Genomic DNA, 19010 nt, shown 5'->3' with positions numbered 1-19010 from the left:
GCTGAGATGACGCACCTGGTGGCGGTCGAGGCGGTGGTCCCCGAGCACCGCTACACCCAGCGCGAGGTCACGGACGCGGTGGTCGAGATGGTGGGGGCCCACGGCCGTACCGAGTCGCTGCTGCGCCGGATCCACGCCGGCTCCGGCGTCGACCACCGCCACCTCGCCCTGCCGCTGGAGCGGTTCGCCGCGCTGACCGACTTCGGGCAGGCCAACGACGCCTTCATCGCCGCCGCCGTCGACCTCGGGGCGCGGGCGCTCGATGCGGCCCTCGGGCGCGCCGGCCTGGAGCCGGCCGACGTCGACCTCATCGTCTCCACCACCATCACCGGGCTGGCCGTGCCGTCCCTCGAGGCGCGGATCGCGGCCCGGCTGGGGCTGCGCGAGGACGTGGTCCGGGTGCCGATGATCGGGCTGGGGTGCATGGGCGGGGCGGCCGGGACCGCCCGCGTCCACGACTACCTCCTCGGCCACCCGGGCGCCGTCGCGGCGCTCGTCTCCGTTGAGCTGTGCTCCCTGACCCTCCAGCGCGGGGACACCACCCCGGCGAACCTCGTGGCCAGCGGGCTCTTCGGCGACGGCGCCGCCGCCCTCGTCGCGGTCGGCGCGGAGCACCCGCTCGCCGCCCGCGGCGGGCCTGGCGCGCCCACCGTCGTGGCCAGCCGCAGCCGCCTGTACGCCGGCACCGAGGCCACGATGGGCTGGGACGTCGGCGCCACCGGGCTGCGCATCGTCCTCGGTGTCGAGGTGCCCGACCTGGTGCGCCGGCACGTCGGCCAGGACGTCAGCCGCTTCCTCGGCGAGCACGCGCTGACCCTGGGCGACGTCGGGTGGTGGGTGTGCCACCCCGGCGGCCCCAAGGTGATCGAGTCGATGGCCGCGACCCTCGGGATCGACGACGACGCCCTCGCCCTGACGACCGACTCGCTGCGCCGGGTCGGGAACCTCTCCTCGTCCTCCGTGCTGCACATCCTGCGGGACACCCTCGACCGGCGCGCCCCCGAGCCCGGGTCGCCCGGCGTGATGATGGCGATGGGTCCCGGCTTCAGCCTCGAGCTCGTGCTCCTGCGGGGCTGAGATGGCCAGCACCCAGAGCCTCGTCCTGTTCACGGTCCTGGTGGCGCTCGTCGCCCTGGAGCGACTCGCCGAGCTCGTCGTCGCGCGGCGCAACGCGCGCTGGAGCTTCGCCCGCGGCGGCGTGGAGAGCGGCCGCGGGCACTACCCGGTGATGGTGGCCCTGCACACGGGCCTGCTCGTCGGGGCGCTCGTGGAGGTGTGGACCCGGCGGCCGGAGTTCGTGCCCGCCCTGGGCTGGCCCATGCTCGCCCTCGCGCTGGGGTCCCAGGCGCTGCGCTGGTGGTGCATCGCCACCCTCGGGCACCGGTGGAACACGCGGGTGATCGTCGTGCCCGGGCTTCCCCTGGTCGGCGGCGGGCCCTACCGGTGGGTCCCGCACCCCAACTACGTGGCCGTCGTCGTCGAGGGGTTCGCGCTGCCGCTCGTGCACTCGGCGTGGATGACCGCGCTGACCTTCACGGTCGCCAACGCCGCGCTGCTCACGGTGCGCGTGCGCACGGAGAACCGGGCCCTGCGGGCCGCCGGCGCTCCGGCATGAGCGTCGACGTCGTCGTGGCCGGGGGCGGGCCCGCCGGGCTGGCCACCGCCCTGTACGCGTCCCGGGCCGGGCTCAGCGTCGTCGTCCGCGAGCCGCGGGGCGGCACGATCGACAAGGCCTGCGGGGAGGGTCTCATGCCCGGCGCCGTGACCCGGCTCGCCCGCCTGGGCGTGGACCCCGCGGGCCAGGAGCTGCGCGGCATCCGGTACCAGTCTGGCGCCACCCACGCCGAGGCCTACTTCCGCGGCCCGCCGGGACGCGGCGTGCGCCGCACCGCCCTGCACGAGGCCCTGCGCGGCGCCGTCGCCGCCGCCGGGGTGGAGGTGGAGCGGCGCGCCGTGACCGAGGTGCGCCAGGACGAGCGCGGCGTCGTCGTCGACGGCACGCCGGCGCGGTACCTGGTCGCCGCGGACGGTCTCCACTCCCCGCTGCGCCGCTCCCTCGGCCTGGACGTCCCCGCGGGGCGTCGCCGGCGGTTCGGTCTGCGCCGGCACGTGGGTGTCGCGCCCTGGACGGACCTCGTCGAGGTGCACTGGGCGGAGCACGCCGAGGCCTACGTGACGCCCGTGGGGCCGGGGGAGGTCGGCGTCGCCGTGCTGACGACGCGGCGCCTGCCCTACGACGCGCAGCTCGCCGCCTTCCCGGTCCTGGCCGAGCGGCTGCTCGGGGAGCCGACCTCCGCCGTCCGCGGCGCGGGACCGCTGCGCCAGCGCTCCCGCAGGCGGGTCGCGGGCCGGGTGCTGCTCGTCGGCGACGCGGGCGGCTACGTCGACGCCCTCACCGGCGAGGGGATCTCGCTCGCGCTGGCGCAGGCGGAGGCCGCCGTCGGGGCGGTGCTGGCCGGGCGGCCGGCCTCCTACGAGGCGAGCTGGCGGCGGATCGTGCGCCGCTACCGGCTGCTCACCGAGGTGCTCCTGGCCGCCTCCGAGGCGCCGGCGCTGCGCAGCCGACTGGTGCCCGCCGCCGGCGCCCTGCCCGGGCTCTTCGGGTGGTGCGTGGGCGAGCTCGGGCGCCCGGCGTGAGCCCGACCCGGCCGGTGCCGCGCCGCCCTGGGCCACCACCCGCGGCGCCCCCGCCCTCGACGTTCCGCGCTGGCCCCTTCAGGGCTAGTCTCGGGTCTGCGGCACCGGTGGCGCCGCGAAGTGAATACCTCAAGCACACCCCGTCCACCGGGATCGTGGCGGGCGGGGCACGTCCCAGGGCGGCGCGGCGCCGTCGCCGACCAGAGGTGATCAGCATGGCCAGTGGCCAGACCGGTTTCGATGACGTCACCTCCCTCATCCCGACGCGGTGCCACGACTTCCGCCACCAGCCGGGCGGCACCGCACCGCAGCAGGGCTAGCGCCACCCCAAAGTCCCGGAAGGGAACCGGTTATGGCTACCAACATCGAAGCCCGCCCGGCGGTCCTGCCAGGTCTCGCCCCACAGCGGCAGCACCTGGGCAGGACGCTGGTCTCGTGGATCACGTCCACCGACCACAAGGTGATCGGGTACATGTACCTGGCGTCGTCGTTCTTCTTCTTCGTGATCGGCGGGATCCTCGCCATGCTCATCCGGACCGAGCTCTTCGAGCCCGGGCTCCAGGTGGTGCAGTCGCACGAGCAGTACAACCAGCTGTTCACCATGCACGGCACGATCATGATGTTCCTGTTCGCGACGTCGCTGTTCACCGGGTTCGCCAATGTCATGGTGCCGATCCAGATCGGCGCGCCGGACGTGGCGTTCCCGCGGCTGAACATGTTCGCGTACTGGCTCTACCTGTTCGGCGGCCTCCTCGTGGTGGGCGGCTTCCTGACGCCCAAGGGGGCGGCGAGCTTCGGCTGGACGGCGTACACGCCCCTGTCCCGCGAGGCGTTCTCCCCGGGCCTGGGCGGTGACCTGTGGGTCCTCGGCCTGGCCATGACCGGCTTTGGGACCATCTTCGGTGCCGTGAACTTCATCGCCACGATCATCACCCTGCGGGCCCCGGGCATGACCATGTTCCGGATGCCGATCTTCACCTGGAACACCCTGATCACCTCGCTGCTGGTGCTCATGGCCTTCCCGGTGCTGGCCGCGGCGCTCTTCGGCCTCGCGATCGACCGGATCTTCGGCGGGCAGATATACAACCCCGACGCCGGCGGCGCGCTGCTGTGGCAGCACCTGTTCTGGTTCTTCGGCCACCCCGAGGTCTACGTCATCGCGCTGCCGTTCTTCGGCATCATCACGGAGGTCCTGCCGGTCTTCTCCCGCAAACCGATCTTCGGCTACAAGGGCCTGGTGTTCGCCACGATCGCGATCGCGGCGCTGTCGATGACCGTGTGGGCGCACCACATGTTCACCACCGGCGGCGTGATGCTGAACTTCTTCTCGCTGATGACGATGCTCATCGCGGTGCCCACCGGCGTGAAGTTCTTCAACTGGGTCGGCACGCTCTGGCGCGGCAAGCTCACGTTCGAGTCGCCCATGCTGTTCGCGCTGGGCTTCCTGGTGACGTTCCTCTTCGGCGGCCTGACCGGCATCATCCTCTCGAGCCCGCCCATGGACTTCCAGGTCCACGACACCTACTTCGTCGTCGCGCACTTCCACTACGTCGTCTTCGGCACGGTGGTCTTCGCGATGTACTCCGGGTTCTACTTCTGGTGGCCCAAGTGGACCGGGCGGATGCTCGACGAGCGCCTGGGCAAGATCAACTTCTGGCTGCTGTTCATCGGGTTCCACACCACGTTCCTGGTCCAGCACTGGCTGGGCGCCCAGGGCATGCCGCGCCGCTATGCGGACTACATGCCCGAGGACGGGTTCCAGCTCTACAACGAGATCTCGACCGTAGGGGCCTTCCTCATCGCCCTGTCCACGCTGCCGTTCATCTACAACGTCTACAAGACCCAGCGGGGCCCGCGGACGGTGTTCGTGGACGACCCGTGGGGGTTCGGCAACTCCCTGGAGTGGGCCACCGCGTCGCCGCTGCCGCGGCACAACTTCACGTCACTGCCCCGGATCCGCTCGGAGCGTCCCGCGTTCGACCTGCACCACCCCGAGGTCGCCGCCATGGACCACCCGGAGCCGAACCGCGGTCCCCTCGACGCCATCTACGGGAGCCCCGAGACCGAGGGCCGCGGCCAGGTGGTCCGGGAGCGCATCGAGCGCGGTGACGGGGCGGAGCGCTAGACGCGCCGGACCGCCGGCGTGACACAGGACCGCCGGCCCGCAGGAGTCGTGCCTGCTGCGGGCCGGCGGTCGTCGGGTGACGTGCGCCGTCAGATGCCGGCGCCGCCCTCCATCGGCGGGTCCGCCTGCTCGGCGCCGGTCGGCGTGTGGCCGCTCGAGCCGTCGGCGTAGGCGGGGTCCCGGGTGCCGAGCTTCCGGGCGACGGCCAGGTGCCCGCCGAGGTAGGCGCCGGCCCCGGCGACCGTGGTGGCGGCCAGGCTCATGGCCACGCCGGTGCCGTGACGCCCGCCGCGGCGGGCGAACCACGAGCCTGCGTACAGGCTCAGCGCGAGGACGTTGGCCGCGGCGTGGACCACGCCGACGCGCTGGGAGGGACGGTCGGCCTCCGCCCACTCGGACCAGCCGGAGATTGCCGTGGGGACGGCGGCGAGGATCCCGAGACCCAGGAGACGGCTGGCGGCCGGGCGGGCCGCCGGGCCGGCGGTGAGGTCGAGGACGGTGGCGCTCAGCCACGCGCCGATGGGCAGGTCGGTGAGCACCGGGTGCAGGGCGTGGCCGAGCGGCCGGCCCTGAAGCACGTCCCGCACGGTGGGGTTCGCGACGATCGCGTGGGCCAGGGGCGTCGCCGCCCGTACCGCCCCGTCGAGGGCGGTGCTCTCCTCGAGCTTGAGCGTCAGGTCGACGAGGGCAGGTGCGGCGCTGTGCACATCGCTGGGCATGGCGGTGGTCTCCTCAGGCAGGGCTGCGGGTGTGTGCCAGCATGCGTCCGAGCAGCCGAGCGCGCATCCCGGGTGCCCATCCGGGTGCCGTCGGGTTGCCGCCCCGGCCCGGCGGGGTCACCGTAGGGCGATGGTGATCGGGACGCAGCTGCCCCGCAGGCGCTCGGGGATCGCAGGCCTTACCCACCTCCCCGGCGCGGCCGTGGCGGCCGGGGCGGGCGCGGCGCTGGGGGCGCTGTTCGCCGCCGTGGCCCTGGCGCGGCGCTCCAGGCCGCTGCACCCGCGCGGCGCCGTGGCGAGCGCCCGGATGGAGCTCTTCGGCGGCGTGCCCGACCTGGGCTCGCTCGGGGTCTCCGGACACCGGGACGTCCTCGCCCGCTTCTCCCGCGCCGTCGGGCTGCCGGCCGCGCTCCCCGACATCCAGGGCCTCGCGCTGCGCTGGCAGGGCCTCGGCGGCCCGAACGACGTGCTGCTGGCCTCCACGGGGACCGGGCCGTGGAGCCGGTACGTCCTGTCCGCCCGGCGGAGCCCGCTCGGCGGCGCCTTCACGTCCCTGATGCCGTTCGCCGGCCCGAACGGCCCCGTGCTGCTCGCCGCCGAGCCGACCGGCGAACCACGCACGCTCGCGATGCGCTGGGCGACCCCGCAAGGACCGTGGCAGCCCTTCGGCACCCTCGTGTGGCGCGCCGAGCCCGCCACCGACTCCGCCGTCCGGTTCGACCCCGTGGACCACTGCCCTGACGGCCTGGGCACCTACCCGTGGACCGCCCGGCTGCGGCGCTACCCCTACCGCTGGTCGCGGCGCGCGTGGCCGGGACCGTCCACCGGCTGAGTCGGACCGGCGCGCCCGGCCTGCCGGTCCCTCAGAGCGCCGGGCCCGTGGCCGGCGCGAGGCCGGAGCCCAGCGCGCGCCGGAGGTCGGCCACGTCGGTCACCGGGCGGTCGCACACGAACCCGCGGCACACGTAGGCCGCGGACCCGCCGCCCACCAGGGGCCTGTCAGCCAGGAGCGGGACCCCTGGGGCGTCGGGCATCCCGGCCGTGAGCACGAGCCCCGGCGACGTCGACGCCCGCGCGGCGTCCGCCAGCTCCCGTGCGGCCTCGTCCTCCCCGACGACGGCGACCTGCAGCGGCCCGGCCAGCGCGGCCTCCGCCACGGCGAGGGTCCAGCCCGCGAAGCGCGGCTCCGCCCGCGCCAGCGTCCCCGCCGCCGCGACGGCGGCGTCGGCCGCCGCCCGGTGGCGGGGCGAGCCGGTCAGCGCCGAGTAGGTCAGCAGCGCACCGGCCAGCGCGGACTGTCCCGCCGGCTCGGCGTTGTCGGCGCCGTTCCGCGGCCGGGTCACGAGGCGCTCGGCGTCGTTCGCGACGTCGTAGAACCCGCCGGCCGCGTCGGCGAAGTGGGCGAGCGCCGTCTCGAGCACGCCCTTCGCCGCCTCGAGCCACCGCGGCTCGCCGGTGGCCTGGTGCAGGGCGAGGAGTCCCTCGGCCAGGTTGCCGTGGTCGTCCGCGACGGCGGCGGCGTTGCCCACGACCCCTTGGCGGGAGGCGCGGCGCAGCCGGCCGTCCACCAGGTGGGCGCCCAGGACGAACGCGGCGCACGTGCGCGCCGCGGCCAGGTAGCGCTCCTCGCCGAGCAGCGCGCCCGCCTCCGCCAGCGCCGCGATCGCCAGCCCGTTCCAGGAGGTGACCGCCTTGTCGTCCCGCCCCGGCTGGGGCCGCCCGGCCCGGGCCGTGAGCAGGCGGTCACGCGCGCCCGCCCACCATGCGGCGTCGTCGGGGTCGGAGCGCAGCTGGAGCGTGGAGGTCCCCCGCTCGAACGTGCCCCCGGCCGTGACGCCGAGCAGCGCCGCGGCGCGCTCGCCGTCCTCCGCGCCGAGCACGGCCGCCAGCTCCGCGGGGGTCCAGGCATACGTCAGCCCCTCGACGCCGGCGGCGTCGGCGTCGAGGGAGGAGGCGAAGGCCCCCTCGGGGGTGCCGAGGTCACGCAGGAGGAAGTCCGCGGTCTCGCGGGCCACGCGCTCGGCGAGGCCGGAGCCGGTGGCCCGGTACAGGTGCAGGTACACGCGCAGCAGCTGGGCGTTGTCGTAGAGCATCTTCTCGAAGTGGGGCACCACCCACGCCGCGTCCACCGAGTACCGGGCGAAGCCGCCGGCGAGCTGGTCGTAGACGCCGCCGCGGGCCATCGCCTCGCAGGTGCTCGTCACCATGTCCAGCGACCCGGGGGAGCCGGTGCGGGCGTGGTGACGCAGGAGGAACTCGAGCACCATCGACGGCGGGAACTTCGGGGACCCGCCGAACCCGCCGTGCCGGGCGTCGAAGCCCGCGGCCAGGCGGTCGGCGGCCGCGTCCAGGGCGGCGGCGTCGACCGCGGCGGGGTCGCCCGCCTCGACCGCGGAACCGAGGAACTGCGCGATGGCGGCGCTGGAGGTCAGGACCTCCTCGCGGCGGGTGGTCCACGCGTCCGCCACAGCGGCCAGCAGCTGGAGGAACTGCGCCTTGGGGTAGTAGGTGCCGCAGAAGAACGGTTCCCCCGCCGGGGTGAGGAAGCAGGTCATCGGCCACCCGCCCTGACCGGTCATCGCGGTGGTGGCCTGCATGTACACGGCGTCGATGTCCGGGCGCTCCTCGCGGTCCACCTTGACCGGGACCACGCTCGCGTTGACCGCCGCGGCGACTGCCTGGTCCTCGAAGGACTCGTGGGCCATCACGTGGCACCAGTGGCAGGCGGCGTACCCGACCGAGAGCATCACGGGCACGTCCCGCCGCCGCGCCTCGGCGAACGCCTCCTCGCCCCACTCCCACCAGTCGACCGGGTTGTCCTTGTGCTGAAGCAGGTACGGGCTGGTCGCGTCGGCGAGGCGGTTGGTCACGAGCTCCCTCGATTCCTGCTGAGCCGCGCCCGCGCGCCGGCTCGAGTGACACAAGTCGTGGCACAAGTCTGCCGTGCACCGCCGGGGACGGCCCGCCGTGAGCCGGCGAACCCCTACGGCCGCGCGTCGTGCAGCCTGCAGGTGGCCGGGCCCTCGAGGACGGCGCCGTCGGCCGCGAACCGCGAGCCGTGCAGCGGGCAGTCCCAGGAGTGCTCGGCGTCGTTCCAGGTGACCACGCCGCCGAGGTGCGTGCACGTGGCCGAGAGCCGGCGGGTGCGGCCATCGACCGTGCTCACCGCGACGAGGCGCTGGCCGTCCAGCTCCACGCGGCCCTCGCCCTCGGGCGGGACGACGGCGGAGGAGTGCACGCGCGGGCTCAGCCGGTCGGCGGTGAGGCGGGCGGCGACGTCGGCGTTGAGGCGGACCGCCCGGTCCAGGCCCGTGACCGCACCCGGCCGCCAGGTGCGGATCGACCGGGCCCAGAGCATGTGGCCCTCCAGGATGCCGCCGGCGAGGGCGAGCGCGGCCGCCACCGCCATCGCCAGGCCCCACTTGTCGAAGCCGGTGGCGACGAGCACGCGGTCCGAGCGCGGCAGGAGGCGGCCCACCGAGGGCAGCTGGTCGATGCCGCGGTAGTCCTGGGCGGACCACGCATGGGTGGGTGCCGCCCCGGGGAACTGTGCGGCCGCCCAGCGGGTCAGCTCCGCCACGTGCGCGCGGGGCGAGACCGCGCGCCCGCCGCGGTGGCTCCCGCCGGCGACGACGAGCCGCTCCCCGCCGGTGACCGGGGCGGTGCGCAGGGACCTGTTGGGCGGGTCCGCCGAGATCGCCATGACCTGGGGGAGCGGGCCGGGGACGTCGAGCGCAAGGGCGTAGGAGCGCGACGGCTCGAGCCGTGCGAAGAAGCCGCCGCGGTCCAGGAAGGGGGTGCCCGTGGCCAGCACCACGCGGTCGGCGAGCACCTCGGTGTCCGCGAGGCGCACCCGGCACGGGTGCCCGGCGTCGACGTCGCGCACGCGGGAGCGCTCGAAGATCTCCCCGCCGTGGCGCTCGATGTCACGGGCCAGGGCGAGCAGCACGTCCAGGGGGTCGAGCTGGGCCTGGTCCGCGAGGCGGACGACGCCGAAGGTCGGGAAGGGCAGGCCGGCCTCCTCCAGCCACTCCACCGGCAGCCCGGCCTCGTGCGCCGCGTCGTGGACGTCTCCCGCGGCGTCGCGGCCCTTCTCGCTCTGCGCGAAGACGAGGTCCGGGCGGCGTTGGACCGGGACGTCGTGCTCCGCGCAGTAGCGCAGGAGCCACTGCTGCCCCTCCATGTTGGCCTCGACGTAGGTGCGCACGGTGCTGCTCGAGTGGCGGCGGGCGATCCGCGCGAGCTTGGTGCCCTGCAGCAGGGTGACCTTGCCGGTGGTGTTGCCGGTGGTGACGGCGCCGAGGTGCCGCGCCTCGAGCACGGCCACGGAGCACCCGGCGCGGGCGAGCAGGAGCGCCGTGGTCAGGCCCGTGAGGCCGGCGCCGACGACGGCGACGTCGAAGGACCGTCCCGGCGCCACCCGCGGGTACGCGGGCCGGTCCGGGCGGTCCAGCCACAGGGACGTCATCGCGGGCCCCCGGCGCCCGTTGCTGCGGTGGCCGGCGTGGCAGGGCACATCGTGGTCTCCCGTTCCCGTCGGGCGCCGATGGGGACCCGGCGGCCGGTGAGCCTGCGGACGCCACCACCGTAGGGCGCCGCCACCGCCGCCGCATCCGGGCTCCGCGGGCCCCGCGCCGACGCTCGACCGGCGCCTCACCACCGCCCGGTCGGCGCCCGGACGTCCCGGGAACGGGCGTCCTCGGGGCAGCTGGTTCCGGTCGCGGGAAGCGCAGAACCGCCCTACGGTCAAAGCCGCAGGCCAGCGAAGTGCCCTGGCGAGGGCCCCGGCGTCGGGGCCGTGGACGAGACCGGAGGTCGATGGTGAGGAAGCTGTCCGGGGTGACAGGGGTGGTGGCGGTGGCCGCGTTGGCGCTCGCCGCCTGCGCGCAGGGCACCGGGGGGTCGTCCTCCGGCGAGGACGTGACGTTCGACCCGGAGGCCGCGCTCGGCGGCAGCCTCGACGTGATGGGCTTCGGCACGGACGACGAGGTCGCCACCGCGCGGGTGGACCGGACGAAGGAGGCCCTCGGCGACGTCGACGTGACCCTGACCAAGGGCGACCTCGACATCCAGCAGTTCCTCTCCGCCGTCGCCGCCGGCGACCCGCCGGAGCTCATCTACGCGACCCGGGACCAGATCGGGACCTTCGCGTCGCGGGGCGCGATCATCCCGCTGACGGCGTGCATCGAGGGCGAGGGCATCCGGACCGAGGACTTCCGCGACTTCGCCTTGAACCAGGTGACCTTCGACGGCGAGGTCTACGGCATCCCGGAGTTCAGCACTGTGGCGCTGACCATGGCGAACGCCGACCTGCTCGCGGCCGCGGGCAGGAGCGTCGAGGACGTCAACGGCTCGAGCTGGGAGGCGATCTCCGCGGCCACCACGGCCATGCACAAGGCCGACGGCGGGTCGCTCTCGGTGATCGGCTACGACACCAAGATGCCGGAGTTCTTCCCGCTGTGGGCGCGCGCCAACGGCGCCGAACTGCTCTCCGACGACGGCCGCACCGCCCGGCTGAACGACCCGGCCGCCGTCGAGGCGCTGGACTGGGCCGTGAGCGTCTACACCGACCAGGGCGGGTTCCCAGGCATCAAGGCGGCGAAGGACGCCTCGGACCCCTTCGGGTCCGGCAACCAGTTCGCCGCCGGCACGCTCGGCGCCATGCCGATGGAGCAGTGGTACATCAACGTCCTGAACGACGTCTCGCCCGACGCCCCGATGGTCTTCGACACCGTCCGGGACCGGCAGGGCCAGCCGCTGGCCCTCGCCGGTGGGTCAGCGTGGGCGATCCCCGCCGACACCGACAACCCCGCGGCCGCGTGCCGGTGGGCGCGGGTGATGACGGAGGTCGACACGTGGCTGGCGGCGGCCGACGCCCGCAAGTCCGCGCGCGACGCCGAGGGCAAGCCCTTCACGGGCCTGCTCACCGGTTCCGCCGCCGCCGACGAGGCCGTCCGCGCGCTCGTCGAGCCCAGCGGCAGCCCGGTCTGGGACGCCGCGGTCGCGGCCATGTACGAGGCCAACGAGGGTGCCGTGGCGCTGCCCGCCAACCCCGCCGACGCCGAGTTCAAGACCGCCTGGGAGGACGCCGTGAACCGCGTCCTGGGCGGAGAGGCGGAGCCGAAGGCTTCGCTCGACCAGGCCCAGGAGGAGGCCCAGTCGGCCCTCGATGAGGCGTGGGCCGACTGGGACAAGAAGGAGTAGGACCGTGGCCACCGTCGTGGGCGCGGCCGCCGGGAGGCGGGCGCGCCGGCCGCCGCGGCCCCCGCGCAGCCAGAACCAGCGGCGCGACACCCGGGCGGCCCTGCTGTTCATCAGCCCCTGGATCGTCGGGTTCCTCGTCTTCACCGCCTGGCCCCTGCTGTACAGCGCGTACCTGTCCTTCACCGACTACGACGTCATCAACGACCCCAGCTTCGTCGGGTGGGACAACTACCGCCGGCTCCTCGAGGACCCGAAGATCGCCACCGCGCTGTGGAACACGTTCTTCTACACCGTGATCCAGGTGCCGCTGTACGTGCTGGTCTCCCTCGGGCTCGCGATGCTGCTCAACCGGGCCGGGCGCGCGTCCGGGTTCTTCCGCACGGCGTTCTACCTGCCCAACATGACCCCGCCCGTGGCGGTGGGCGTGCTCCTGCTGCTGCTCTTCAACGGCCAGGACGGGCTCATCAACGAGGTGCTCGGCTGGTTCGGGATCACCGGGCCGAGCTGGACCACCGACTCGGCGTGGGTCAAGCCGTCGATCATCCTCATGAGCCTGTGGTCCGTCGGGGCCTCGGTCATCATCCTCCTGGCCGCGCTGCGCAACGTGCCGAAGGACCTCTACGACGCCGCCCTGGTCGACGGCGCCGGCGCCTGGCACCGGCTGCGGCACATCACGGTGCCCATGATCTCCGGCGCCCTGTTCTTCGTCACCATCGTCAACACGATCGCCGCGTTCCAGACCTTCACGGAGGCGTACACGGCGTTCTGGGGCGCGGGCTACAAGAACCCCGCCGCCCTCTTCTACGTGATCTACCTGTTCCAGCAGGCGTTCGAGTTCCTCAACATGGGCTACGCCTCCGCCATGGCGTGGGTGCTGTTCGTGATCATCCTGGCCATCACGCTGGTGCAGCTGCGCGTGTCCAAGCGGTTCGTCTACCTCGAGGGGGAGCAGTGAGCGCGACCTCCATGGACGTCCCGCGCGCCGTCGGCGTGGGCGGCCCGCCCGTGGCCGCGGCCCGGGACCCGGACCGCCGCACACCGGCGACCCGCCGGCCGCGACGGCCCACAGCCGGGCGGGTGGCCGTCGTCGCCGCGCTCGTGGCCCTGACGGTGGTGTTCACCTACCCGTTCCTGTGGCTCCTCAGCGCGTCCTTCAAGCCGCAGGGGGACGTCTTCGACAACAAGCTCATCCCCGAGACGTTCACGTTCCAGAACTACCTCAGCGTGTGGCAGGAGGCCCCCATGCTGGCGTGGCTGGGCAACACGGTCCTCGTGACCGTGCTCGCGGCCACGACGGTCACCATCTCGAGCGCCCTGGTCGCGTGGGGCTTCGCCTACTTCCGCTTCCCCGGCCGCGGCGCGCTGTTCGGCCTCGTGCTGGCCACGATGATGCTGCCGGGCGCGGTGACGATGGTGCCGACGTTCCTGATCTGGAACGCCCTCGGCCAGGTGGGCACCCTCACGCCGCTGTGGGCGGGAAACCTCTTCGGCAGCGCCTTCTACATCTTCCTCCTGCGGCAGTTCTTCCTCGGGCTGCCCCGGGACGTGTTCGAGGCGGCCAAGCTCGACGGCGCGAGCAACTGGACCATCTTCCGCCGGATCGCGCTGCCGCTGACGAAGCCCGCCATCGTCGTCACGCTGCTCTTCGAGTTCCAGGCGGCGTGGACCGATCTCATGCGCCCGCTGATCTATCTGCGCGACTCCGAGAAGTTCACGATCCCGCGGGGCCTGAAGGCGGTGCTCGACCAGTTCGGGTTCGGCGGCAACTGGCACTGGGAAATCATCGTGACCGCGTCGGTGATCACCACGGTGCCGATGATCATTCTGTTCTTCCTCGGGCAGCGCCATTTCGTCGAGGGAATCGCGACCACCGGCGTCAAGGGCTGAGGCCCCTCCCGCCACGGAGAGTGGGCGTTCGCCCCGAGACCCCGGCGCTCTCGAGAGGCGGAACCGGCCAGATCCGCACATGATGGAGATGAATTCCGCACGTTCGCTCTACACAGGACGACCACCGAAGGGACTCACCATGACCGAAGGATTCAGCCGTCCGGCCGAGACTCCCGACCCGCTGGGGACCGCACCCACCACCGGTGTGCCCGGTGCCGGCGCGCACGTGGCGGCACAGCCGCCCGTCTACCCCCCGGCCGGGGGCTCCTCCGGGACATCCGGCACGCGGGAGACCGCCAAGCAGGAGGCCGCCGCCGTCGCGCAGACGGCGGGCGAGAGCGCCCGGGAGGTCAAGGACGTCGCGAAGGACCAGGCGAAGGAGACTGCCGCCGTCGCCAAGGACAAGGCCAAGGAGACCGTGGCCGAAGCCAAGTACCAGGTCAGGGATCTCGTGGACCAAGGCCGCGGGCAGCTGAGGGAGCAGGCGAGCGGGCAGCAGCAGCGCCTCGCCGGCGGGTTCCGCTCGTTCTCCACGCAGCTCGGCTCGATGGCCGAGGGGGCCCAGGAGGAGGGGATGGCAGCCGACCTGACACGCCGGGCGTCGTCCTACGCGGACCGCGCGGGCCAGTGGCTCGAGTCCCGCGAGCCCGCCGACCTGCTCGACGAGGTGACGTCGTACGCGCGGCGGCACCCGGGCACGTTCCTGGCCATCGCGGCCGGGCTCGGCCTCCTGGCCGGCCGGGTCGCGCGGAGCCTGAAGGACGAGAGCTCCGAGCCGGACGTCTCGCGCGCCGGGTATGCCGGCACCGCGGGCTACCCGGGTGACTACGGTACCGGCGCCCGCGGCCAGTACGGCGAGACGACGACCGAGTACGCGGCCGGCTACGGCACGCCCACCGGCACGGGCTACGACACGGGCGTCTCCACGGGGGCGACGGACTACCCCACGGAAGAGCGTTACGGCACCCGCACGACGGGGACGTATGGCACGGGTGAGGTGCGATGAGTACACAGTACGAGCCCGACCCACGGACCACGGCCGGGACCCCGGCCGGCCGCACCTCGGGCGAACCGAGCGTCGGCGAGCTCTTCGGTGAGGTCAGCCGGGACCTGTCGACGCTGATCCGGCAGGAGATCGCGCTCGCCAAGGCCGAGGCCACCGTGTCGGCCAAGCAGGCGGGCAAGGGAGCGGGGCTGCTCGGTGGGGCCGCGTGGTCGACCCACTTCGTGCTGCTGTTCCTCTCCGTGGCCCTGTGGTGGGCCCTCGGCACGGCGCTCGGCGAAGGTTCGGCCGACCCCTCCCTGGGCTGGTCGGCGCTGATCGTCGCCGTCATCTGGGCGATCATCGCCGCTGTGCTGGCGCTGACCGGCCGAAAGAAGTTGCGCGAGACCAGGGGTATGCCCGAGACCGCTGACTCAGTCAAGAAGATCCCGGATGCTCTCAAAGGACAGGAGCCATCATGACGACGAACGACCCGGACCAGATCCGCGCCGACATCGAGCGCACCCGAGCCGACCTCAGTGACAACGTGGACGCGCTGACCGACAAGGTCACCCCCAGCCGGATCGCCGAGCGCCAGACCGAGAAGGTCAAGGACGCCGTCACCGGCGTCAAGGACAAGGTCTTCGGGGCCGCTGAGGACACCAAGGAGCGCGTCATGGGTAGCGCCCACGAGGCGAAGGAGCGGGTCATGGGAAGCGCGCACGACGCCGGCGAAAGTGTGCGCGGCGGCACAGGGCAGGTGGTCGACACGGCCAAGGCCGCACCGCACCAGGTCAAGGCCAAGGCCCAGGGCAACCCGTTGGCCGCCGGCCTGGTCGCGTTCGGCGTCGGGCTCCTGGCCGCCGGGCTCATCCCGTCCTCGCGCAAGGAGCGCGAGATGGTGAGCCAGGCCAAGGACAGCGACGCGCTCCAGGGCGTCACCGAGGGCGCCAAGGGCGCGGCCCAGGAGGTGGCCCAGAACCTCCGCGAGCCCGCGCAGCAGGCCGCCGAGCAGGTCAAGGCCACCGCCACCGAGGGCGCCCAGGACGTCAAGGACACCGCCACCGAGGCGGCCCAGGAGGTCAAGGGCACCGCCACCCAGGCCGGCCAGGACGTCAAGGGTCAGGCTCAGCAGTCCAAGGACACCGTCCAGGGGTCCGGGCAGACGTACTGAGCACCTGCCTCTAGGGAGATGGCTCCCGCACGGACCAGGGCCCCGGCGATGCGCCGGGGCCCTCGCCCTGCACTGCGGCCCGCTGTGGCTTTCGTCCCGCACTGCGGCCCACTGCCCGCCTCGTCCCGCACAGCGGCCCGTCGCCGCACCGGGTGGGGACCGCGGGCAGAATCGCTGCCATGAGTGGGCACTGGACAGATGTGGCGCGGTCGGTGGGGCTCCTGTCCGCCGATGGCGTCGTCTCCTCGACGATCTTCGCGGAGATGTCCGCGCTGGCGCGGCGGACGGGGGCGATCAACCTCGGGCAGGGCTTCCCCGACGTCGACGGTCCGCAGCACCTCAAGGACGTCGCCGTCGCCGCCATCCTCTCGGGGGAGAACCAGTACCCGCCCGGCCCCGGCACGCCGGAGCTCCTCCACGCCGTCGCCGCGCACCAGCGCCGGCACTACGGCCTCGACGTCGACCCCGGCACCGAGGTGCTGGTGACCGCGGGCGCCACCGAGGCGCTCGCCGCCACGATCCTCGCCCTGACCGGACCCGGCGACGAGGTCCTCACCCTGGAGCCCTACTACGACTCGTACGCCGCCGCGATCGCCCTCAGCGGCGCCGCTCACCGGACGATCGCGCTGCACCCGACGGCGGACGGGTTCCGGCTCGACACCGCGGACGTCGCGGCCGCCTTCACCCCGCGCACGCGCCTGGTGCTGGTCAACACGCCCCACAACCCCACCGGCACCGTGCTCACCCGCGCGGAGCTCACGGTGATCGCGGAGGCGGCCGTCGCGCACGACGCCATCGTCGTCACCGACGAGGTGTACGAGCACCTCACGTACGACGGCGCCGAGCACGTGCCCATGGCCACGCTCCCCGGGATGGCATCCCGGACGGTGACGATCTCCTCGGCCGGCAAGACCCTCTCCTTCACCGGGTGGAAGGTCGGCTGGCTGCACGGCCCGGCCGAGCTCGTCACGGCCATCCGCACCGTCAAGCAGTTCCTCACCTACGTCGCGTCGGGGCCCTTCCAGCCCGCGGTCGCGGCCGGGCTCGCGGACGAGGACGGCCGCACGGGCCAGTACGTCGCCGCGCTGGCGCGCTCGCTGCAGGAGCGGCGAGACCTGCTCAGCGACGCCCTCGGCGCCGCCGGCTTCAAGCCGGTGACCCCGCGGGGGACGTACTTCGTCGTCGCCGACGCCGCGCCGCTCGGGTACGACGACGGCGTGGACCTGTGCCGGGAGCTGCCCGCCCTGGCGGGCGTCGTCGGGATCCCCGTCACGGCCTTCTGCACGCCGGGCGGGCCGGTCGCGGACGAGCTGCGCTCATTTGTGCGGTTCACGTACGTCAAGGAGACGCCGACCCTCGAGGCGGCGGCGCGCGGCCTGGCACGGCTCGGACGCTGACCGGCTCGGGGTGCCGAGGCGCCGCAGCGCCCGAGGCGCCAACCCGATGTCGACGTGTCCGGAATCACCCAACCACCAGGCGAGACGAAGCGTCCGCTGGTTGGACACCCTTGGGGTCGCCCGACCACATTGGAGGGGGCCGATGGCAGCCGCCTGGCCCGTGACCCATGAGGAGGGTTGATGATCTCGGTCGTCGACGTGTCGAAGACCTTCCGCACCGCGGACGGCGACGTGCGCGCGCTCGACGGCGTCAGCCTCCACGTGGACAAGGGCGAGATCTTCGGCATCGTCGGTCAGAGCGGCGCCGGCAAGAGCACCCTCATCCGCACCGTCAACGCCCTCGAGCGGCCGGACACCGGCACGGTGACGGTCGACGGCGCGGAAATCTCCGCCCTCGACGGCAAGGATCTGCGCCTGGCCCGCCGCCGGTGCGGCATGATCTTCCAGCACTTCAACCTGCTCGCGAGCCGCACCGTGCAGGGCAACGTCGAGCTCGCACTCGAGATCACCGGGATGGATCGCGCCGCGCGCCGCGCCCGCTCCGGCGAGATCCTCGAGCTCGTGGGGCTGACCCAGAAGCGCACGGCATACCCCGCGCAGCTCTCGGGCGGCCAGAAGCAGCGGGTAGGCATCGCCCGGGCGCTGGCCACCAACCCCAGCGTGCTGCTCAGCGACGAGGCGACCTCCGCGCTCGACCCCGAGACCACGCGCTCGGTGCTGGACCTCATCAAGAGGCTCAGCCGCGAGCTCGGCCTGACCGTCCTGCTGATCACCCACGAGATGGACGTGATCAAGCGCGTCTGCGACTCCGCCGCGGTCATGGCCGGCGGCCGGATCCTGGAGCAGGGGCCCGTCGACGACCTGCTGACCACCAACGGCTCGCTGCTCGCCGCCTCCCTCTTCCAGCTCGGCGCGCTCCCGCCCGAGCGTGGCACGACCATCGTCGACATCACCTTCACCAAGGCCACGGCCGGCCGGCCGGTGATCGCGCAGCTGGCGCGCGCGCACGGGCTCGACGTCGCCATCCTCGGCGCCGCGATCGAGACCCTGCACGACGGCGCCCAGTCGGGCCGGACCCGGCTGGAGATCCCGGGGGGCGCGGAGAAGGTGCGCGCCGCCGTCGACGACCTGCGCGGCCAGGGACTCTTCGTGGAGGTGGTCCGGTGATCGACCGCAACGACCCGGAGTTCTGGTCCGACATGGCCGACGTCGTCCTCAAGGCGACGGGGCAGACGTTCTACATGGTGCTTATGGCGCTGCTCATCACGGTCGTGGTCGGGCTGGCCGTCGGCGTCCTGCTGGTGACCACGGAGCCCGGCGGGCTGCTCGCCAAGCCGTTCCGGTCGCGGCGTCTGGGCGTCGTGATCAACCGGGTGCTCGAGCTCATCACCAACCTGGGACGCTCGGTCCCCTTCATCATCCTGATGATCCTGCTCATCCCGGTGACCCGGTTCCTCGTCGGCAGCTTCATCGGGCCGACCGCGGCGATCGTGCCCCTCTCGGTGGCGGGAATCCCCTTCTTCGCCCGGCTCGTGGAGATCGCGATCCGCGAGGTGCCCGCCGGCGTCGTCGAGGCGGCCGAGTCTCTCGGCGCCAGCCGCTGGACGATCCTGACGAAGGTGCTCATCGCCGAGTCCGTGCCCGCCCTGATGCTGGGCCTTTCGACCACCGTCGTCTCCCTCATCGCATACTCCGCGATGGTCGGGACGGTTGGCGGAGGTGGCCTCGGCGACGTGGCGTACCGCTACGGGTTCCAGCGCTACAGCCTTGAGTACATGCTCGTGGTCGTCGCGATCCTGGTGATCGTCGTCCAGATCCTGCAGAGCCTCGGCAACCGCGTCGCGCGCCGGCTCTCGCACCGCTAGACCTGCCGGCCCGTCCCGGC

Annotated in this window: 17 protein-coding genes; 14 read left to right on the top strand and 3 right to left on the bottom strand. The window is 73.4% G+C overall.

The features are described from left to right. Positions 1 to 6 precede the first annotated feature (6 nt). The 4 genes from EJK16_RS13505 (at position 7) to ctaD (ending at position 4762) form a co-directional block, all read left to right on the top strand. Entirely contained in the window at positions 7 to 1077 is a 1071-nt protein-coding gene (locus EJK16_RS13505) for a type III polyketide synthase (RefSeq protein WP_127130151.1), read from the top strand. A 1-nt stretch (position 1078) separates the two neighbouring features. After that, positions 1079 to 1615, top strand: a complete 537-nt coding sequence (locus EJK16_RS13500; protein WP_127130149.1) for an isoprenylcysteine carboxyl methyltransferase family protein — start codon at positions 1079 to 1081, stop codon at positions 1613 to 1615. Continuing rightward, positions 1612 to 2637: an NAD(P)/FAD-dependent oxidoreductase gene (locus EJK16_RS13495; protein WP_127130147.1), complete on the top strand. Its 1026-nt coding sequence runs from the start codon at positions 1612 to 1614 to the stop codon at positions 2635 to 2637. The genes EJK16_RS13500 and EJK16_RS13495 overlap by 4 nt, the downstream gene beginning before the upstream one ends. A 352-nt stretch (positions 2638 to 2989) precedes the next feature. Then, positions 2990 to 4762 carry a cytochrome c oxidase subunit I gene (gene ctaD / locus EJK16_RS13490; protein ID WP_127130145.1) on the top strand — a complete coding sequence of 591 codons (1773 nt, stop codon included), beginning with the start codon at positions 2990 to 2992 and terminating at the stop codon, positions 4760 to 4762. Between the two features lie 89 nt (positions 4763 to 4851). Here the strand turns inward: ctaD and EJK16_RS13485 are convergent, their stop codons facing one another. After that, on the bottom strand, positions 4852 to 5481 hold the full coding sequence (locus EJK16_RS13485; protein ID WP_127130143.1) for a DUF2231 domain-containing protein: 630 nt from the start codon (positions 5479 to 5481) through the stop codon (positions 4852 to 4854). Between the two features lie 130 nt (positions 5482 to 5611). Here EJK16_RS13485 and EJK16_RS13480 point away from each other — a divergent pair, with 130 nt between their 5' ends. Next, on the top strand, positions 5612 to 6313 hold the full coding sequence (locus EJK16_RS13480; protein ID WP_127130141.1) for a hypothetical protein: 702 nt from the start codon (positions 5612 to 5614) through the stop codon (positions 6311 to 6313). Between the two features lie 31 nt (positions 6314 to 6344). Here EJK16_RS13480 and EJK16_RS13475 read toward each other — a convergent pair whose 3' ends face one another. Both EJK16_RS13475 and EJK16_RS13470 read right to left on the bottom strand, forming a co-directional pair. Further along, the gene (locus EJK16_RS13475; RefSeq protein WP_127130138.1) at positions 6345 to 8351 is read right to left on the bottom strand and encodes a thioredoxin domain-containing protein; all 2007 of its coding nucleotides are present in this window, start codon (positions 8349 to 8351) and stop codon (positions 6345 to 6347) included. 113 nt (positions 8352 to 8464) lie between these two features. After that, positions 8465 to 9949, bottom strand: coding sequence for an FAD-dependent oxidoreductase (locus EJK16_RS13470; protein WP_127130136.1), 1485 nt, complete (start codon positions 9947 to 9949; stop codon positions 8465 to 8467). Positions 9950 to 10299: 350 nt separating this feature from the next. Here EJK16_RS13470 and EJK16_RS13465 point away from each other — a divergent pair, with 350 nt between their 5' ends. The 9 genes from EJK16_RS13465 to EJK16_RS13425 all read left to right on the top strand — a co-directional run bounded on the left by EJK16_RS13465 (position 10300) and on the right by EJK16_RS13425 (position 18990). Then, positions 10300 to 11685 (top strand): extracellular solute-binding protein, encoded by a 1386-nt coding sequence (locus tag EJK16_RS13465; protein WP_127130134.1) that lies wholly within the window; start codon positions 10300 to 10302, stop codon positions 11683 to 11685. A 4-nt stretch (positions 11686 to 11689) separates the two neighbouring features. Further along, the gene (locus tag EJK16_RS13460; RefSeq protein WP_240646058.1) at positions 11690 to 12640 is read left to right on the top strand and encodes a carbohydrate ABC transporter permease; all 951 of its coding nucleotides are present in this window, start codon (positions 11690 to 11692) and stop codon (positions 12638 to 12640) included. A gap of 11 nt (positions 12641 to 12651) precedes the next feature. Beyond that, positions 12652 to 13572, top strand: a complete 921-nt coding sequence (locus tag EJK16_RS13455) for a carbohydrate ABC transporter permease (protein ID WP_127130404.1) — start codon at positions 12652 to 12654, stop codon at positions 13570 to 13572. A 139-nt stretch (positions 13573 to 13711) separates the two neighbouring features. Further along, positions 13712 to 14578, top strand: a complete 867-nt coding sequence (locus EJK16_RS13450) for a hypothetical protein (RefSeq protein WP_127130130.1) — start codon at positions 13712 to 13714, stop codon at positions 14576 to 14578. Then, on the top strand, positions 14575 to 15036 hold the full coding sequence (locus tag EJK16_RS13445) for a phage holin family protein (RefSeq protein WP_127130128.1): 462 nt from the start codon (positions 14575 to 14577) through the stop codon (positions 15034 to 15036). Before EJK16_RS13450 ends, EJK16_RS13445 begins: the two co-directional genes overlap by 4 nt. Further along, positions 15033 to 15728 carry a DUF3618 domain-containing protein gene (locus EJK16_RS13440; RefSeq protein WP_127130126.1) on the top strand — a complete coding sequence of 232 codons (696 nt, stop codon included), beginning with the start codon at positions 15033 to 15035 and terminating at the stop codon, positions 15726 to 15728. Before EJK16_RS13445 ends, EJK16_RS13440 begins: the two co-directional genes overlap by 4 nt. Positions 15729 to 15907: 179 nt before the next feature. Then, entirely contained in the window at positions 15908 to 17125 is a 1218-nt protein-coding gene (locus EJK16_RS13435; protein ID WP_127130124.1) for a pyridoxal phosphate-dependent aminotransferase, read from the top strand. 180 nt (positions 17126 to 17305) lie between these two features. Further along, entirely contained in the window at positions 17306 to 18292 is a 987-nt protein-coding gene (locus tag EJK16_RS13430) for a methionine ABC transporter ATP-binding protein (RefSeq protein ID WP_127130122.1), read from the top strand. Beyond that, positions 18289 to 18990 (top strand): methionine ABC transporter permease, encoded by a 702-nt coding sequence (locus EJK16_RS13425; protein ID WP_240646057.1) that lies wholly within the window; start codon positions 18289 to 18291, stop codon positions 18988 to 18990. The genes EJK16_RS13430 and EJK16_RS13425 overlap by 4 nt, the downstream gene beginning before the upstream one ends. The last annotated feature ends 20 nt before the right edge of the window (positions 18991 to 19010 follow it).

The sequence above is a fragment of the Georgenia sp. SYP-B2076 genome (assembly GCF_003991205.1).
In the GTDB taxonomy this organism is placed as follows: Bacteria; Actinomycetota; Actinomycetes; order Actinomycetales; family Actinomycetaceae; genus Georgenia.
The sequence above is the reverse complement of the archived record's forward strand: the minus strand, read 5'-3'. Positions and strand labels throughout refer to the sequence as shown.

Bases quoted from the DNA above. Each gene is read 5' to 3' on its own strand.
- EJK16_RS13505 (WP_127130151.1), top strand. From the start codon at position 7: ATGACGCACCTGGTGGCGGTCGAGGCGGTGGTCCCCGAGCACCGCTAC.
- EJK16_RS13500 (WP_127130149.1), top strand. From the start codon at position 1,079: ATGGCCAGCACCCAGAGCCTCGTCCTGTTCACGGTCCTGGTGGCGCTC.
- EJK16_RS13495 (WP_127130147.1), top strand. From the start codon at position 1,612: ATGAGCGTCGACGTCGTCGTGGCCGGGGGCGGGCCCGCCGGGCTGGCC.
- ctaD (WP_127130145.1), top strand. From the start codon at position 2,990: ATGGCTACCAACATCGAAGCCCGCCCGGCGGTCCTGCCAGGTCTCGCC.
- EJK16_RS13485 (WP_127130143.1), bottom strand. From the start codon at position 5,481: ATGCCCAGCGATGTGCACAGCGCCGCACCTGCCCTCGTCGACCTGACG.
- EJK16_RS13480 (WP_127130141.1), top strand. From the start codon at position 5,612: ATGGTGATCGGGACGCAGCTGCCCCGCAGGCGCTCGGGGATCGCAGGC.
- EJK16_RS13470 (WP_127130136.1), bottom strand. From the start codon at position 9,949: ATGACGTCCCTGTGGCTGGACCGCCCGGACCGGCCCGCGTACCCGCGG.
- EJK16_RS13465 (WP_127130134.1), top strand. From the start codon at position 10,300: ATGGTGAGGAAGCTGTCCGGGGTGACAGGGGTGGTGGCGGTGGCCGCG.
- EJK16_RS13455 (WP_127130404.1), top strand. From the start codon at position 12,652: ATGGACGTCCCGCGCGCCGTCGGCGTGGGCGGCCCGCCCGTGGCCGCG.
- EJK16_RS13450 (WP_127130130.1), top strand. From the start codon at position 13,712: ATGACCGAAGGATTCAGCCGTCCGGCCGAGACTCCCGACCCGCTGGGG.
- EJK16_RS13445 (WP_127130128.1), top strand. From the start codon at position 14,575: ATGAGTACACAGTACGAGCCCGACCCACGGACCACGGCCGGGACCCCG.
- EJK16_RS13440 (WP_127130126.1), top strand. From the start codon at position 15,033: ATGACGACGAACGACCCGGACCAGATCCGCGCCGACATCGAGCGCACC.
- EJK16_RS13435 (WP_127130124.1), top strand. From the start codon at position 15,908: ATGAGTGGGCACTGGACAGATGTGGCGCGGTCGGTGGGGCTCCTGTCC.
- EJK16_RS13430 (WP_127130122.1), top strand. From the start codon at position 17,306: ATGATCTCGGTCGTCGACGTGTCGAAGACCTTCCGCACCGCGGACGGC.